This window comes from Actinomadura oligospora ATCC 43269 (assembly GCF_000518265.1).
Taxonomy (GTDB): domain Bacteria; phylum Actinomycetota; class Actinomycetes; order Streptosporangiales; family Streptosporangiaceae; genus Spirillospora; species Spirillospora oligospora.
Genome location: NZ_JADG01000011.1, coordinates 203,447 through 219,567 on the forward strand (window position 1 = coordinate 203,447; position 16,121 = coordinate 219,567).

Genomic DNA, 16,121 nt, shown 5'->3' on the forward strand with positions numbered 1-16,121 from the left:
AGCCCGGCGCGCGGCCGGTGAACCGCCCGGATCAGCCCGGCGCGCGGCCGATGGACCGCCCGGGTCAGCCCGGCGCGCGGCCGACGACGAGCGGAAGGAACACCTCGTCCACGATCTCGACGAGGACGTCGTCCGGCGCGGACGGCGCGCCGCGCACCACGAACTCGTCCCGCAGCAGGACGATCGCGACCGTCGCGACACGCGGGTGCAGCGCCTCGGGCGCGACCTCGCCCCGCGCGACCGCCCGTCCGAGGACGGTCAGCCAGGGCGCGGCGACGGCGGACCGGTCCTGCAACCGCCCGACCAGCTCGGACGCTCCCCCGGCCGCGGCCATCAGCTCGCGCAGGATCGCGCCGAGCGGCGAACTCCAGTGCCGGTTCGCGCCCCGCAGCAGCTCCAGCGCGTCCTCGCGCAGGCTGCCCGTGTCCGGAACCGGAACCGTCGTGGTGAGCCGCTGGTAGGCCGCGACGCCGAGCGCGAGCCGGTTGGGCCAGCGGCGGTAGATCGCGTTCTTGTTCGTCCCGGCGCGGGCGGCGACCCTGTCCATGGTCAGGCCCGCGAAGCCGGACTCGGTCAGCTCGTCCACGGCCGCCCCGAGGATCGCGTCCTCCAGCGCCGCGCCGCGCCGGCGCGTGGGCCTGCTCGTCATGCGCCCATCCTCCCACCGGCCGCCCGGCATACCTTCGACCACACCCTGGCCATAGGCGAGGGGACCGCCGACCCCTTCGGGTGACACTGGGCAAGGGCGAGGCGCCCGGACGAGTCGTCCGGGCGCCTTGGTCACTTCCTCTAGTTGGCGGACGGGGTGCAGGTGCGGTCGCCGGTGAAGGCGTTGTCGACGGCCCACCAGCCGGAGGACTGGCCCCGGTAGTGGAGGCGGTAGCGGACGCTCGCCTTGCCGTTGGCCTGCGGGATCGGGACGACCCGGACGGACGGTCCGGGAGCGCCCGGGAAGCCCTTGGCGGTCCAGGCGTTCGTCCAGGTCCGGCCGCCGTCGAGGCTGACGTCCACCGACGTCGTGGAGTTGATGGCGGGCTTCAGGTCGTGGGCGAACTCGATCGTGGCCTTGGTGCGCTTGGACAGGTCGTAGGACGGGCTGGTCAGGTAGGTGTCCTGGACGTGGCCGGGGCCGCTGTGCTGGGAGTCGACGACGGCGAAGCCGCCGGAGCCGCCGGTGTGGTTGCCGCGCTTTCCGGGGTCGGTGAACTCCCATCCGGGCTGGTAGGCGTAGTTGGGGATGCCGGGGTCGAGGTTGGTGACCTGCCAGCCCTTGGGGAGGCGGGTCGTGTCGAAGCCCTCGGTGACGCCGTCCCGGGTGACCTGGTAGCCCTTCGCGACGCAGGCGAGGTCGACGGTCAGGCCGACGTCCTCGGTCCTGCCCGTTCCGTCAAGGGTGACCTGGCGGGTCGCGGGGTCGTAGCCGGGTTCGGTGGACGTGTAGGTGACGGTGTAGGCGAGGTTCGGCAGCAGGGGCAGGGTGTACGCGCCGGACGCGTCGGCGGCCGTCGACCAGGTGTGGCCGTTGCCGTCGTTCGCGACGACCTTCGCCGGGAGGCCGCCGCCCTTCCCGGACGCGTCGGTGACGGTTCCGGTCAGGTTCACGCGGGGGGTGGGCGCGAGGGCGATGCCCTGGGTGACGCTTCCGTCCTTGGCGACGGTCAGGGTGGTCGTGCCGGTCAGGTAGCCGAACGCGGTGGTGCTGACGCTGTAGTCACCGGCGGACAGGCGGAACCTGTAGGCGCCGTCCTCGCCGGTGGTGAAGGTGCGGTCCATCGGGCCGGACGCGTGGACGGTCGCGCCCGCGAGGGCCTGGCCGGACGCGGCGTCCGTGACCGTCCCGGACAGGTCGCCCAGCCCGGACGCGCCGGTGTTGACGGCCGCGAGGACGTCCAGACGGCCCTCGCCGTAGACGGGGTTGTTCGCGGGCGTCCCGCCGCACTGGGCGTCGGGGGTGTCCACGGCGGTGAGGTTCAGCAGTTCACGCGTCTTCGCGAGGTCGCGCTGGTACTCCGGACGCGCCGACCACAGCAGCGCGACCGCGCCCGCGACGTGCGGGGTCGCCATCGAGGTGCCGCTGAGCTCGGAGTACGCGCCGCCGGGCACCGACGAGCGGACGTCCACGCCGGGCGCGGAGATGTTCGGCTTGACCAGGCCGTCCTGCCCCGGGCCCCGGCTGGAGAACGACGCGATCCTGCCGGCCGAGTCGTACGCGCCGACCGAGTAGTTGATCGTCCGGCTGCCGGGCGCGCCCGACGTCTCGCAGTTCGGGCCGTTGTTGCCGTTGGCCCACACGCCCATGATCCCGGACGCGGCCCAGGCCAGCTCGACGTCCTCGAAGAGCGGGTCGTTGGACGGCGGGGACCCCCACGAGTTGTTCACGATGTCCGGGCGCTTCGCCGGGTCGGGGTTGGCGTCGCCGTGATCGGTCGGGGCGAGCATCCACTGCAGCGAGGCGAGCAGGCTGGTGTCCGAGCAGCCGTCGGTCTCGCAGCCCTTCGCCGCGATCCACTTGGCGCCGGGCGCGACGCCGATCTGGTTGCCCTGGCCGTCGTCGCCGACCATGGTCCCCATCGTGTGGGTGCCGTGCTTGTTGTTGTCGCAGGGCGTCGCGGTCTTGCAGATCCCGGCCGGGTCGAACCAGTTGTAGTCGTTGGTGAACGTCCCGTCGCCGTTGTTGCCCCGGTACTGCCGGACGAGCGCCGGGTGGTCGTACTGCACGCCGCTGTCGACGCTCGCCACGACGACGCCCTCGCCGCGCCGTCCGGTCTCGGTCCAGACCCGGTCGGCCTTGATGTCGGTGACGCCCCAGGCGACCGCCGCCGCCCGCGTGGTGGCCCTCGCCTTCGGTTCGGCCACCGCCTTCGGTTTGACCACCGCCTTCGGCTTGGCCACGGCCTTCGGTTCGGCCGCCTCGACCGGCTTCTGCAGCTGGTACGTCCTGGACGGACGGATCTCGGCCACGCCCGGGATCGCGGCGACCTTCTTCGCCACGCTCTCCGGGACGTTCGCGACGTAGATCGCATTGGTCGCCCAGAAGGACCTGCCGGTCAGTCCGGCGTCCTTCAGCGCCTTCTGGACAGGGCCCTGTGTCTTGTCGGCCTTGACTTTGAGGCCGTTCATGACCGCCCGGCCCCGCTCGGCGCGGTCCTTGACCTTCGCCGCACCGGAAAGGTCGGCCTTGTCGGACATCCGGATCCAGATGTTCGCCGTGCCGGACTTCGCGTACGCCGCGCGCACGTCCGCGTCCAACGTCGCGGAGCCGGGTGCCGCCTGCGCCGCGCCGGACGCGGGCGTCGCCGTCACCAGGGACGCCGCGCACAGCGCCGCCGCGGTGGTCCCGGCCGCCAGTCTCGACAGCCGCGTGCCCGGAAGCCGCACGCTCGACAGCCGCATGCTCGGAAGTCGCATGGTCGGAAGCCGCATGGTCACCGTCCTCCGCAGGTCAGGTGGGCGAGCACCGTGCGGGTGTTCGCGTAGGCCAGGCCGGGGATGGGGGCGGGCTCGGTGTAGATGAGGGAGCCGACCGCCCAGACGTCGTCCGGGCCGGATCCCGCGACGGCCCGGTAGTAGTAGCCGACGCCCGCGCCGCCTCCGCCGGGCTGGGCGCCCTCGGGGACGACCTTCGTCCAGGTGGTGCCGGTGCGGTGCAGGAGGGTGGAGTCGGCGATCGCCCATAGGTCGTCCGGCCCGGAGGAGTAGACGCCGTCCATGAAGCCGCCCTGGACGACGTCACCCGGCCCGGTGTCGACGGACCACTTCTGTCCGTCCCAGTGCATGACCAGGCCCCGGTACCCGTTCCAGTCGGCCCAGGTGCCGCGCCAGCCGCCGACGTAGACGTCGTTCGGGCCCTTCGCCACGACGGTGCTCGCGATCCCGTCGGGCATGCCGGGCGCGGCGACCGACGGCAGCCCGACCTCGGTCCACCTCGTGCCGTCGTAGTGCTCCGCGTACGGCAGGAACGCCCCGCCGCTCTCGGACTGCCGCTTGAGCCCGACGGCCCAGACGTCGTTCGCGGACGCGGCGCTGATCTGGATCAGCTGCGTGCCCGCGGTCGAGGACGACGGGTGGTCGGCGACCGTCCACTCGGTGCCGTCCCAGTGTTCGATGAGCCCGCCGTTCCCGTCGAGTGCGCCGACGGCCCAGGCGTCGTCCGGGGCGACGGACGCCACGTCCGAGAGGCGGACGCGGCTGTGCTCCGGGTCGGGCGAGGGCGCGGTCGGGACGAGCGTCCACTTGCTCCCGTCCCAGCGGCCCATGGTGACCGTGGCGATGTCGCCCCAGCCTCCGCCGGGCGACACGATGACCCAGCCGCTGGACGCCGAGTCGTAGGAGCTGCGGGAACCGGAGAACGTCGAGCGCTTCGGCTGCAGCGGGATCTGCGGGCCCGCGGCGGTGTTCTTCGAGCCGTTCCAGACGGTCTCGGACATTCCGGCGCCCCAGTCCGAGGCGACGTTCGCGGTGAACCGGACGTCCTTGGGCGACAGCACCTGGACGTCCTGGACCTCGGTGGCCTCGACCGCGGCGGGCACCATCTTCCAGGCCGGGGTGCAGGCCGCGTTCGCCGGGACCGCGGGGCCCGCGGCGAGGACGCCGGTGAACGTCCCGGTGATCACCGTGCCGAGGCCGAGCAGCGCCGCCGTGCGACGCCTCCGCCCGGATGCGCCGGGGGTGGGCCGGTCTTGCCTGATGCGCAGGGGGATTCGCATGGTGTCGTCTCCTAGAAGGCGCCGGTGCCGTTGGGGGCGCCCAGACCGCTCGGGCCGTCGTATCCGGCGCCCGCGGTGCAGAGGTAGCCGCCGGCGCAGTAGCCGTTCGTCCCGGAGGTGATGTCGAACAGGGACTTGGGGTGGGCGTAGAGCCGCTGGGGCGCGGGCGTGGACGAGGGGTTCCCGGCGAGGCCGTACACGCCGCCGACGAGCGCGGGCGCGACGGGGGCGCCGGACACGTTCACCCAGCCGCCGCTGCCCGAGTCGTAGGCCGAGACCGGCGTGTAGTCGGACGCGACGGCCGCGGTGTCGGCGACCGTCCGGCGGTCGCCGCAGTCGCCCTTCCGCTGCCAGGCCGGGCGCTTCTCGTAGACCGAGCAGCCGGACGTGGTGTCGCGCCACGGCGTCTCGTTCCAGCCGCGCCTGGCCGACGCGTCCCGGTGCAGGTTCGTTCCGGCGACGGCGACGACCGTCGGGTACGCGGCGGGCAGCGACTCCTGTCCGCCGCCGTTGAACCCGGACGACCCGGACGCGGCGACGATCGCGACGCCGGGGTGGTCGAAGTGCGGCGCGAGCGCGTCCTGGCCCTCGTACTCGCCGAACCAGCCGTCCATGACGACGACCGTCCGCGCGCCCTGCGCGACCGCCTGGTCGACGGCGGCGGCCTGGTTGGCGAGGGTGTCGTCGTCGGCCTCGACCATCAGCAGGTCGCAGTTCGGGCAGGCGGCCGAGGCCATGTCCAGGCCGACGGCCGCGTGCAGGCCCCAGGTGGCGTTGGCGGGCGGCAGGGTTCCGGTCCCGCGCTGGTCGGTCTTCCGGAAGCACGGGAACTCGGCGTCGCACACGTGCATGCCGTTCGCCGCGCGGTAGGCGTTCAGGTCCTTCTCGGCGGCGGTGACGTCGAACGGGACGACCACCGCGATCGTGCTCCCGCCGCCGAGCAGGTCACTCGGCAGCTTGTAGGCGTCCTGGAGGTCGGCGGCGGTGAGCCCGCCGGGCGGGATGCCCTCGTCGGCGGCCTTGAGCGCGGCGGTCCGTCCGGGCCCGGCCTGGGCGAGGCCGGACTTGGCGGTGAAGGTGCGCGCCCTGCCCGCCTTCGGGGCCGCGATCCGCAACATGCAGTCGGCCTTGGCGTCGGCGACGGCGCAGGTCGTCCGCCCCCGCGGGGCCTTGGCGGCCTCACCGGACGGCGCGGACGGCGCGGCGGACGCGGACGGCGATACGGCGGCCAGCACGGCCAGCGTCCCCGCCGCGGCCAGCGTGGCCAGCCTGGTTCTGGTGATCCTCATGTCTGCTCCCCGCTCAGCCGTCGAGCCGGTAGGCGTGGACGTTGGTCTGCGTGACGGACGAGCCGTCCGCGTCGTGCGCGGTCACCCGCAGCGACACCCAGCGGTGGTCCTGGTCGTACGCCGGGTGCGTGACGGACGCGTGGAACACGCCGCCCGTCCCCGCCGTGGCGTCGACGGGCTTCGACCAGGTCGTCCCGTTGTCGTAGGAGACCTCGACGGTGGCGGTGACCCCGGCCGGGGCGGCCTGGTACTGCTGGTGGGAGACCCGGAACCCGATGTCGAACGGCTGCCCGGCCTTGGCGCGCGAGTCGACGTCCAGCTTCAGGTCGTAGTTCACGAACAGCAGCGGCAGGAACGAGCAGGACGTGGACGGGTCCAGCCCGCAGAACGCCGTCTTCGGGAGGGTGGCGTTCGCGCCGCCGGGCGCGGAGCGGAAGCGCCAGTCCGTGCTGCTGGTGACGTCGGGGACGTCCGGGTCGGACGACTCCCAGACGAGCCGGTAGTCGGCGGGACCCGGCTTCAGCGGCAGGTTCGTCGGGTCCGGGCTGTACTTGAGGCTCTCGGCCTCGGTGGAGTAGGCGAGCTTGCCGTCCCGGTAGAACCGCAGTTCGTTCCCCGGGGGGTTGTAGTAGTAGTGGTGCGTCGGGTCGGCGTCCGCGCCGCCCTTGAGGAACAGCGCCGCAAGATCGCCCTGGCGGCACGCGGCGCACGCCTGCCCGACGGCGTCGTTGCTGACGGGGACGTTCTCTCCGCCGCCGAGGTTGAACCCTGTGGTCAGGACGTAGTCGGCCGAGACCGACGGCGTGAGCGGGGACCCGCCGAGGTCCTGCTGCACCACCTGGCCGGGCCTGAGCGTCCGGCGCAGGTCGTTCAGCCGTTCGCCCTTGTCGGGGTTGAACGCCGTCTCCCACACGACCTGGTCGGGGTCGCTGCTGTAGAGGTAGTCGGTGCGGTCACCGGCGGGCACCTGGCCGGAGAACCCGACGGACGTGTAGGACCAGGGGAGGAAGGCGTTGGTGAAGAACCCGATCGGACCGGCGGACGCGTCGTCCGACGGCTTGTTGTACAGCCGGGACTTCACGATCGCGAAGTCGGACTCGGCGAGCGTGTGCGTCTGGTTCGCCGGGATCGACCCCTCGTACGGGAAGACCGCCTTGTAGGTCGGGCCCGCTCCGATCACGTCCTCGGTGCCGGTGCTGAGCGAGGTCGTCCCGAGGAAGTGCAGCTTCCCCTTGGTCACGGCCTTGGTCGGGGTGACGTACAGGTTCGGGTAGCCGTTCCAGACGGCCGAGCCGAGCCGCATGTTGTAGAAGCCGATCAGGGCGCCGATGCCGTTCGGCGGGACGCCCGTCTCCTTCCCGTGCGTGTCCGTGCGGATGAACGACATGAAGTCGACGCGCGGCATGTCCGGCTTCGGGGGCGCGGCGAGGTCCGTCTTGTACTGGACGGCCTTGCGGGCGTCCAGGACGACCGTGGTGTCGGCCGTGACGCTGACCTCGGGCTCGATGACGAGCGCGGCGCGGCTGCCCAGGTCGTCGCCCGGGCCGGTGAGCACGCTCGCCTCGATGCTGTAGGTGCCCTCGGGGACGCTGAACGCCCGCCTGCCGCCGCCCGGGTAGTTCAGGCCGAAGCTTCCGAGGTTCGCGTCGTCCACGTTGTGGACGAACCCGATCATCACCCCGGGCTTGCCGTCCTGGTCGACGGAGTCGACGGTCAGGTTGTGGAACTTGGTGCCGCTCTGCGCCGTGGCCTTCGGGGCCGCCGACTGGACGAGCGGCGGCGCGGGCGGGAGCTTCGGCGCGCCGCTCGGAGCGGCGAGCGTCATCTGTTCCACGCCGGAGAACCCCGGCGTCGCCCCGCCGCCCTTGCCCTTCGCGGCCTGCCAGTTCTTCGCGAGCAGCGCGCCGAACCCGGCCGCCTTCTTCTTGGCGACCTTCGCGTGGACGGTCCCGCCGGACGACGAGGTGACGCTCGTCCCGGGCAGGCCCTCCACCCTGGCCGACGTCGCCCTCACCGTGACCGGCAGGGACGCGGCGTGCTTGTCGTCCAGCTTCGCCCGCACGAGGTAGCCGACGTCGAACAGGCGCGGGTCGAGGGTCGTGCCGACGAACGGCGCGGCCTTCGCGGGGATCACGTAGGTGTCGCCGTTGTAGCCGAACTGCGCGAACGTGCCGCCGTTCTTCCCGACGGCGTCCAGGGGGTTGGCCTGCTGCGAGCCGTCCTCCGCGACGTCCACGCGGAAGCGGTCGCCGGTCACGAGCGTCACGTCCGCGCTCTTGACCACCTTCGCGGCGGGCGCCGCGGACCTCGGGGCCACGGGCCTCGGGCCCACCGGCGGCGCGGGCGGCTCAGCCGCGCGCCCGCCCGGTCCCGCCGTCGCCGTCCCGACGGCCGCCCCCGCCGTCGCGAGCACCACGGTCACGCCGAACGCGGCCCCCGTCCCCCGCCGCCCCCGGCCCGTTCTGCGCTTTCCCGCTCGGTTCGCCTGCCGCGCCCGCGCGAGCGCGGCGGTCAGTCGGAATCTGGACACGGGTCCTCCTGTCGGTCCTGCCGGTCCTCGGGTTCGCCTCGGGGCGGACTCGGGCGTCCACCCACTCCTCGTCCTCCGGGCCCGGCTCTTCCGGCTCGTCCGGTTCGACCGGACGCGGTTCGACCGGACGAGCAGGGTGAAAACTGGACATGCGGCAAGGATCGGCGGGCGACGGTGTGCGGCGGGATGGGGAAGATCACCCATTCACGGGGCGGGCGGGACCCCGGGAAACCGATGGGGGTCCCCGGAGAACCACCCCCGGATGCGCGCACCCGGGGGTGGGAGGCCGAAACCTCTGGGGGTGGGGTGCGGGTCAGCCGGTTGCGGCGTCGGGGCCCTCGGTGAGGCGGGCGGCGAGGCCCGCGCGGGACCGGAGGTCGAGTTTGCGCAGCGCGGACGCGAGGTGCTTCTCGACGGTCTTCGGGGAGACGAACAGGCGTCCCGCGATGTCGCGGTTGGTGAGGCCGGACGCCGCCAATTCGGCGACCTCGCGTTCGCGCGGCGACAGCGCTCCGCCGTAACCGCGCGGTCCACGGCGGGACGCCGGACGCGGCGCGAGATCGATGCCCCAACGGCGGGCGGTGAGGGCGACGCGGTCGAGGTCGCGGGTCGCGCCGAGCCGTCCGAAGGCCGCCGCCGCCCCGGTCAGGAAGGCGGACGCGGCCGGGGCGTCCACCCCACGTAGCGCCCCGGCCGCGTGCTCTCGCGCCCGCGCCGACTCGTACGGCGCGGGGAGTCCCTCGTAGGCCTCGGCGGCCACCGCGTAGGCGGCGCCCGCCACTGACCACGCGCCGTCGGCGGCGGCCAGCAACCCGCGCGCGTACGGTAGCGCACATTGGGCCAGCGGCGCGTCAAGTCCGGCCAATCGGTCGGTGTACCGCTCTGTCAGCTCGCGCGCGTCGTCCGTCCGGCCGTCCGCGATCAGCGCCTCGACCAGCGACGGGACGGCCCGGACGCCGACCGCCCACATCCCGCGAGCCTCCCAGAGATCGACGTGCGCGGCCGTGTCGGCGAGCGCCGCCGCAGCCGAGCCGTCCGCGACGGCTGGCCGCAGCCACGCCTCCACGATGACCGCGAGCAGCATCCCGTCGCCCGGGACGGCCATGGCGGCGACCGCGCGCAACCGGTCCACGACGCCCGGCGGGTTCTCCGCCGCGAGGTCCAGGAACGCGGCGACGGCCTCGGCGAACATGCTCTCGGTGCGGTCGCGCAACCCGTCCAGCACCTCGGGGACGGCGTCGGCGAGGCCGTCCCACTCGCCGCGCAGGTACGACACCAGCAGCAGCCCGGCGCGGCTGCGGTAGGCGATGCCGCCCGCCCGGTCCATCTCGGCCCCGATCCCGAGCGCGGTGCGCAGCGAGTCGCGCGCGAGCTCGTGGTGTCCGGCGAACCCGGCGCCGAGCCCGAGGGAGTAGAACGCGTTCGCGCGCCGCGAGTCGATCTCGGCGGGCCCGGCGCGGAGCCGGTCGCGCAGGTCCGTCCAGCGCGGGTCGCCGGTGATGAGCCGGGCCATCGACGCCTTGCCGAGCACGAACTGCCGCTGCGCGGGCTCCTCGATGTTCGGGACGGTCGCGACGGCGCGGTCCATCCACCCGGCGCGCTCGGCGACCGACAGGCCGGTCGGCTCGGTGGGCATGCCGAGCGCGAGCATCCCCCACGCGGCGAGGCCCGAGCGCTGGTCCAGGTCCTCCACCGACTCGCGGACGCTCACCCACTTCTCGTCCGGGTCGAGGCCGACCGAGTCCAGGTACAGGCCGAGCCGGAACCGCAGCTCGGCGCGCAGCGGGCCGGGCAGGTCGGCGTCGAGAGCGCGGGCGAACACCCCGCGCAGGTCCGGGACGTGCAGCATCTCGAACGCCGCCTTCCCCAGCAGGACGGTCAGCTCCGCCCGCCGGAGCGGCTCGAGGTCGGCGTCCCGCAGGACGCCCTCCAGCAGCCGGAACGCCTCCGCCTCGTCGCGCAGCTCCATCGCCTGCGCGGCGGCGCGGACGGCCACCTCCACCCACTCGGCCACCCGGCCGGACGCGCGCAGGTGGTGCGCCAGCACGCCGAGCGGCACCCGGTCCAGGTGCCGGACCGCGTCGGCGGCGCGTCCGTGCAGGTCGCGGCGGCGCGCTGCGGAGATCTCCTCGTACACCGCCTGCGCGGCGAGGACGTGCCGGAACCCGAAGTCGCCGCCGCGCTCGCCGATCAGCCCGGACTCGACGGCCTCGTCCAGCCCGCCCGCGGTGCCGTCGCGGGCGGCGTCCAACAGCACGGCCTGCGGGACGGCGGTCATCAGGACGGCGGCGGCCTCGGCGACCGCGCGGGCGCCGTCCGAGAGCCGCGCGACGCGTTCGAGCACCGAGTCGCGCACGCGCACCGGGACGTCCAGCTCGGCGACGGTCCTGCGGGCCCAGCGCCCGTGCCGCCACGCGAGCGTGCCGCGCTGCCGCAGCAGCGCGAGCAGCTCCTGGACGGCCAGCGGCACGCCCGAGCCGCGCTCGCACAGGTAGGCGGCGAGTTCGTCGGTGATGCGGTCGGCGTCGAGGATCGCCTGCGCGAGCTCGCGGGTGCGCGCGACGTCCAGCGGGGCGAGCTCGATCCGCTCGCGGGTCACCTCGGCGGCCGGACGCGCCGTGACCAGGCGCAGGTCGGGGCCCGCGTCCTCGCCCCGGTAGGTCACCACGACCGACAGCGCGGGCGGCGGGCCCGCGAGCAGGTAGTCGAGGAACTCCAGGGTCTGCTCGTCCGCCCAGTGCGCGTCCTCCACGACCAGCACGGTCGGGCCGAGCGCGGCGACCACCTCCGCCAGGCCCCGGAAGATCCGGTGCCGCTCCGCCAGCCGGTCGCCGAGCGGCTGCGGCGCGGGCGGCAGGACGTCCTCCAACTCCGGCAGCAACGGCCGCAGCGCCCCCGCCACCCGCGACAGCCCGCCCTCCCTTGGAACGCTCCCACCAGCGCGCGGCAGAGGGCCCTGCCCGTGCGGGACGCGGAGGGCGGGGGCGATGTCCCGGAGGGCCTCGACGATGGGACCGAGCGGGAAGGGCTCACGGATGCGGCGGCACGTTCCGGCCAGGACGCGGCGTCCGCCGAGTTCGGGGCGGGCGGTCATCTCGGCGACGAGCCGGGTCTTGCCGATGCCCGCCTCGCCGGTCACGACGACGACCGCCGGGGCCCGCGTGACCGCGGCGACCAGCCGGCCCATCTCCTCGTCCCGTCCCACCAGCAGGGGAGAGACGACCCGTCCGACGACCGTCCGACCGTCCGCGCGCATAGGCCGTGTGTCCGTCCTGTGACCCCGTGTGCCCCATGGGCTCGGATTCCAACAACGGCCCCGTCCCCGCCAGTGAACCACGGCAAGATCGATAAAGCCATGCCCGGAATCCCCGTCCGGGCCGCCGCCCGGGAACCGGCCGCACACGCACGACCACCGCCCGGAAATGATCGTAAGCTTGCGACATGTCCGACGGCCGTCCCGAGTGCCACTGCGTACTGGACCACGACTACGGTGACCGTGACCGCCTGGACACCTTCAACCTCCGCACGATCGTGCACATCGCCCAGTACGGCTTCAGCGTCGTCCTCGTCCAGCCCGAGGAGCAGACCCCGGGCTGGGTCTACAGCATCGGCCTCTGGCACAGCTTCCGCGCCCCGGAGCTCGCCATGTTCGGCGGCGACGTCTACGAGATGGAGGAGACCCTCAACACCCTCGGCCGCCGCGCCGCCGAGGGCACTCCGTCCGAGGACGGCGTGGTCGCCCCCGAGGCGGCCCGCGGCCATCCGGCGTCGTTCCGCACCGTCGAGCCCACCTGGTACCGCAGCGCCTTCCCGGGCGCCGTCTCCTTCTACCGCCGCCCGCCCCTCCCCTTCCTCCAGGTCGTCTGGCCGGACGGCGGCGACCTGTTCCCCTGGCAGCCGGGCACCACCCTCGACTTCCGCCGCACCCAGCCCTGGCTCTGGCTCTCCCCGCGCGAGCACCCCGACGGCGTCTGGGCCCACCGCCTCCGCCCGGCGTGACGCGCCCGCCACTCCCGGTGACCCCCTAAGCTCGTCCGCGTGTTCGGTCCCCTGGCGGAGCCCCTCCGCACCCAGCGTCTCGTCCTGGAACCCCTGACCGTCCACCACGCGGACGAGATGGCCGAGGTCCTGGACGACCCGCGCCTGCACACCCACATCGGCGGCGAGCCCCTCTCCCTCCCCGACCTCCGCGCCCGCTACGCGCGCCTGGCCGAGGGCCCCTCCCCTTTCCACCAGGAGGGCTGGCTCAACTGGATCGTCCGCCGCGCCCGCGACGGCCGCGCCGTCGGCACCGTCCAGGCCACCGTCACCCCCACCGAGACCTGGATCGCCTGGATCATCGGCATGCCGTACCAGGGCTTCGGCTTCGCCACCGAGGCCGCCGAGGCCCTCGTCACCTGGCTCCGCGCCCACAACGTCCAGACGATCGCCGCCGCCGTCCACCCGGACAACACCCCGTCCGAATCCGTCGCCAGAAAACTAGGCATGCACCCCACCCAAAGAACCTCCGGCGACGAAACCATCTGGCAATTCCCGCTATGACCAATTAGGCGGGGATTTGTCCTTACGCCAGCACATCTCCGGCGACTGTAGGGTTTTCCCAGCGGAAAAGGAAAACGGTGAGACCGTCACACGGTCTCACCGAGAAAAAACTGTGCCCCGGGCGGCATGCGATGCAGAGGCGGACCCGGGGCTTACATCGGCCACTCTAGCACCCCCTCCCCCTCCGGAGCGCGAAATGAACGACTCACCCCCCGCCTGGCTGCACCGGATCTTCTCCACACCCCGGCTCACGCCGTACCTCACCGCGACGAACGGGGACGTCGACGCCGCCGTCCGCCTCTACTCGTGGAACGTCGAGATCTCCGCCGCCTTCTACGGCCCGCTCCACTGCCTGGAGATCGGGCTGCGCAACTCACTGCACAACCGGCTCCGCGAGCACCACGCCCGCGACGACTGGTGGCGTGTGGCCCCGCTGCTCCCCGAATCCCGTCGCAAGGTCGAGGACGCGCAGCGCAAGGCCCGGCGCGCTCGCGGCGGGCGGCGTCCGGTCCGCCCCGACGACGTCGTCGCCGAGCTGACCTTCGGCTTCTGGGTCTCGCTGCTGAGCACGACGGCCGACCGGCACTTCTGGGTGCCCGCACTCCACGCGGCGTTCCCGTCCTACCGCGGCTCGCGCAGGGACCTCCACCACCCGCTCTTCACCATGCTCCTGTTCAGGAACCGGGTCATGCACTACGAGCCCGTCCACGACAGGCCGCTCGAACACCGGCACGCCACCGTGTACCGGCTGCTCGCCCACATCGACCAGGGCCTGGTGGACATGGCCCGCTCGCTGGACCGGGTTCCGGAGGTGCTCACGCACCGGCCGGCTCCGCCTCCTCCGGAAGGGTGACGTGTCGGGGTTGGTGGGTGGGTAGGTGTGGGGGGTCGGGAGAGGGCGGGTCGGGGTTGGGGAGTGGGCGGCGATGCGGGAGGTCTGGCCGGGGGACGCTTATCCGCTGGGGGCGACCTGGGACGGGTCGGGCACCGGGTTCGCGCTGTTCTCCGAGGTGGCGCGGCGGGTGGAGGTCTGCCTGTTCGGGGCGGACGGGGCCGAGGAGCGGATCGTCCTGCCCGAGGTGGACGGGTTCGTGTGGCACGGGTACCTGCCGGGCGTGGGGCCGGGGCAGCGGTACGGGTATCGCGTGGACGGGCCGTACGCGCCGGAGGCCGGGGACCGGTGCAATCCGGCGAAGCTGCTGCTCGATCCGTACGGGAAGGCCGTCGAGGGCGGGGTGCGCTGGCATGAGGCGCTGTTCTCGTACCGGTTCGGGCATCCGGACGAGCTGAACACGGCCGACTCGGCGCCGTTCATCCCGAAGAACGTGGTGATCAATCCGTTCTTCGACTGGGCGGACGACCGGCCGCCGCGGACGCCGTACCACCGGACGGTCGTGTACGAGGCGCACGTACGCGGGCTGACGATGCGGCATCCGGGGATTCCGGAGGAGCAGCGCGGGACGTACGCGGGGCTGGCGCATCCGGTGATGGTCGACCACCTGGTCGGGCTCGGGGTGACGGCGGTCGAGCTGATGCCGGTGCACCAGTTCGTGCCGGAGCACGCGACGGTGGCGCGGGGGCTGACCAATTACTGGGGGTACAACACGATCGGGTTCCTCGCGCCGCACAACGCGTACTCGGCGTCCGGGCAGTGCGGTGAGCAGGTCCTCGAGTTCAAGGCGATGGTGCGGACGCTGCACCAGGCGGGGATCGAGGTCATTCTCGACGTCGTCTACAACCACACGGCCGAGGGCGACCACCTGGGGCCGACGCTGTCGTTCCGGGGGATCGACAACTCGTCCTACTACAGGCTGCGGGACGACGACCGGCGCTATCACCTCGATTACACGGGCTGCGGTAATTCGCTGAACGTGCGGAGTCCGCACGCGTTGCAGCTCATCATGGACTCGCTGCGCTACTGGATTCTCGAAATGCACGTGGACGGGTTCCGGTTCGATCTCGCGAGCGCGCTGGCGCGGGAGCTGCACGACGTGGACCGGCTGGCGGCGTTCTTCGACCTCGTCCAGCAGGATCCGGTGGTGTCGCAGGTCAAGCTGATCGCCGAGCCATGGGACGTCGGGGAGGGCGGCTACCAGGTCGGGAACTTTCCGCCGCTGTGGAGCGAGTGGAACGGCAAGTACCGCGACACCGTGCGGGACTTCTGGCGCGGGTCGTTCGCGACGCTGCCGGAGTTCGCGTCGCGGCTGACCGGGTCGTCGGACCTGTACGAGCACAGCGCGCGGCGGCCGTTCGCGTCGGTCAACTTCGTGACCTGCCACGACGGGTTCACGCTCGCCGACCTCGTCGCCTACGAGGGCAAGCACAACGAGGCGAACGGCGAGGACAATCGGGACGGGACCGACGACAACCGGTCCTGGAACTGCGGCGTCGAGGGTCCGAGCGACGACCCGGCGGTGGCCGACCTGCGGGCGCGGCAGCGGCGGAACCTGCTCGCGACGCTGTTCCTGTCCCAGGGCGTCCCGATGCTGTCGCACGGCGACGAGCTCGGCCGGACGCAGCGCGGCAACAACAACGCCTACTGCCAGGACAACGAGCTGACCTGGATCGACTGGGACGCCGCCGAGGACGCCGCGGACGAGCTGGAGTTCGTCCGGATCGCCGCGCGGCTCCGGCTGGAGCACCCGGTGTTCCGGCGGCGGCGGTTCTTCCGGGGCGCAGGGCCGGGCTCGGACGGCCACGACGCCGACATCGCGTGGCTCACGCCGTCCGGCGAGCCGATGACCGACGAGGACTGGCACGCCGGCTTCGCCAAGTCGCTCGGCGTCTACCTGAACGGCGAGGCCATCACCGAGCCGGACGCGCGCGGACGCCGTGTCCGGGACGACTCGTTCCTGCTGCTCGTCAACGCCGGTTCGTCGGCCGTCGACTTCACCGTCCCCGGGCCCGAGTACGGCGAGCGCTGGGAGGTCGCCCTCGACACCGCCGCCCCCGGCACCGTCGGCGAACGCCCCCGCGTCAAGGCCCGCGACGAACTGGAGATCGCCGACCACTCCCTGACCGTCCTGCGCCGCCTCTGATTTCGGTCGTAGGCGC

General features: G+C 73.1%; 10 protein-coding genes. 4 read left to right on the forward strand and 6 right to left on the reverse strand.

The genetic code is table 11. The features are described 5' to 3' along the window. Positions 1-64: 64 nt before the first annotated feature. From P696_RS0119140 to P696_RS46700, 6 genes are all read right to left on the reverse strand, one after another. A complete protein-coding gene (locus tag P696_RS0119140; protein ID WP_026413577.1) occupies positions 65-649 on the reverse strand; it encodes a TetR/AcrR family transcriptional regulator in 585 nt (194 codons plus the stop codon). A gap of 140 nt (positions 650-789) precedes the next feature. After that, positions 790-3,423, reverse strand: a complete 2,634-nt coding sequence (locus P696_RS46695) for a S8 family serine peptidase (RefSeq protein ID WP_051467879.1) — start codon at positions 3,421-3,423, stop codon at positions 790-792. Between the two features lie 2 nt (positions 3,424-3,425). Next, on the reverse strand, positions 3,426-4,706 hold the full coding sequence (locus P696_RS56970) for a hypothetical protein (RefSeq protein WP_170026514.1): 1,281 nt from the start codon (positions 4,704-4,706) through the stop codon (positions 3,426-3,428). An 11-nt stretch (positions 4,707-4,717) separates the two neighbouring features. Further along, a complete protein-coding gene (locus P696_RS0119155) occupies positions 4,718-5,995 on the reverse strand; it encodes a S8/S53 family peptidase (protein WP_034485738.1) in 1,278 nt (425 codons plus the stop codon). Positions 5,996-6,008: 13 nt separating this feature from the next. Next, positions 6,009-8,525 carry a hypothetical protein gene (locus tag P696_RS0119160; RefSeq protein ID WP_157429806.1) on the reverse strand — a complete coding sequence of 839 codons (2,517 nt, stop codon included), beginning with the start codon at positions 8,523-8,525 and terminating at the stop codon, positions 6,009-6,011. Between the two features lie 313 nt (positions 8,526-8,838). Further along, a complete protein-coding gene (locus P696_RS46700) occupies positions 8,839-11,781 on the reverse strand; it encodes an ATP-binding protein (RefSeq protein ID WP_051467880.1) in 2,943 nt (980 codons plus the stop codon). Between the two features lie 185 nt (positions 11,782-11,966). Between P696_RS46700 and P696_RS0119170 the strand changes: the two genes are divergently transcribed. The 4 genes from P696_RS0119170 to glgX all read left to right on the forward strand — a co-directional run bounded on the left by P696_RS0119170 (position 11,967) and on the right by glgX (position 16,105). Next, positions 11,967-12,524: a DUF4262 domain-containing protein gene (locus P696_RS0119170; RefSeq protein ID WP_026413581.1), complete on the forward strand. Its 558-nt coding sequence runs from the start codon at positions 11,967-11,969 to the stop codon at positions 12,522-12,524. 39 nt (positions 12,525-12,563) lie between these two features. Then, on the forward strand, positions 12,564-13,067 hold the full coding sequence (locus tag P696_RS0119175; protein ID WP_026413582.1) for a GNAT family N-acetyltransferase: 504 nt from the start codon (positions 12,564-12,566) through the stop codon (positions 13,065-13,067). Positions 13,068-13,263: 196 nt separating this feature from the next. After that, positions 13,264-13,920 (forward strand): hypothetical protein, encoded by a 657-nt coding sequence (locus P696_RS0119180; protein ID WP_026413583.1) that lies wholly within the window; start codon positions 13,264-13,266, stop codon positions 13,918-13,920. Positions 13,921-13,993: 73 nt separating this feature from the next. Further along, the gene (gene glgX, locus P696_RS0119185; protein ID WP_026413584.1) at positions 13,994-16,105 is read left to right on the forward strand and encodes a glycogen debranching protein GlgX; all 2,112 of its coding nucleotides are present in this window, start codon (positions 13,994-13,996) and stop codon (positions 16,103-16,105) included. Positions 16,106-16,121 lie beyond the last annotated feature (16 nt).

Coding starts and splice junctions, on each gene's coding strand:
- P696_RS0119140 (WP_026413577.1), bottom strand. CDS start 649: ATGACGAGCAGGCCCACGCGCCGGCGCGGCGCGGCGCTGGAGGACGCG.
- P696_RS46695 (WP_051467879.1), bottom strand. CDS start 3,423: ATGCGGCTTCCGACCATGCGACTTCCGAGCATGCGGCTGTCGAGCGTG.
- P696_RS56970 (WP_170026514.1), bottom strand. CDS start 4,706: ATGCGAATCCCCCTGCGCATCAGGCAAGACCGGCCCACCCCCGGCGCA.
- P696_RS0119155 (WP_034485738.1), bottom strand. CDS start 5,995: ATGAGGATCACCAGAACCAGGCTGGCCACGCTGGCCGCGGCGGGGACG.
- P696_RS46700 (WP_051467880.1), bottom strand. CDS start 11,781: ATGCGCGCGGACGGTCGGACGGTCGTCGGACGGGTCGTCTCTCCCCTG.
- P696_RS0119170 (WP_026413581.1), top strand. CDS start 11,967: ATGTCCGACGGCCGTCCCGAGTGCCACTGCGTACTGGACCACGACTAC.
- P696_RS0119180 (WP_026413583.1), top strand. CDS start 13,264: ATGAACGACTCACCCCCCGCCTGGCTGCACCGGATCTTCTCCACACCC.
- glgX (WP_026413584.1), top strand. CDS start 13,994: ATGCGGGAGGTCTGGCCGGGGGACGCTTATCCGCTGGGGGCGACCTGG.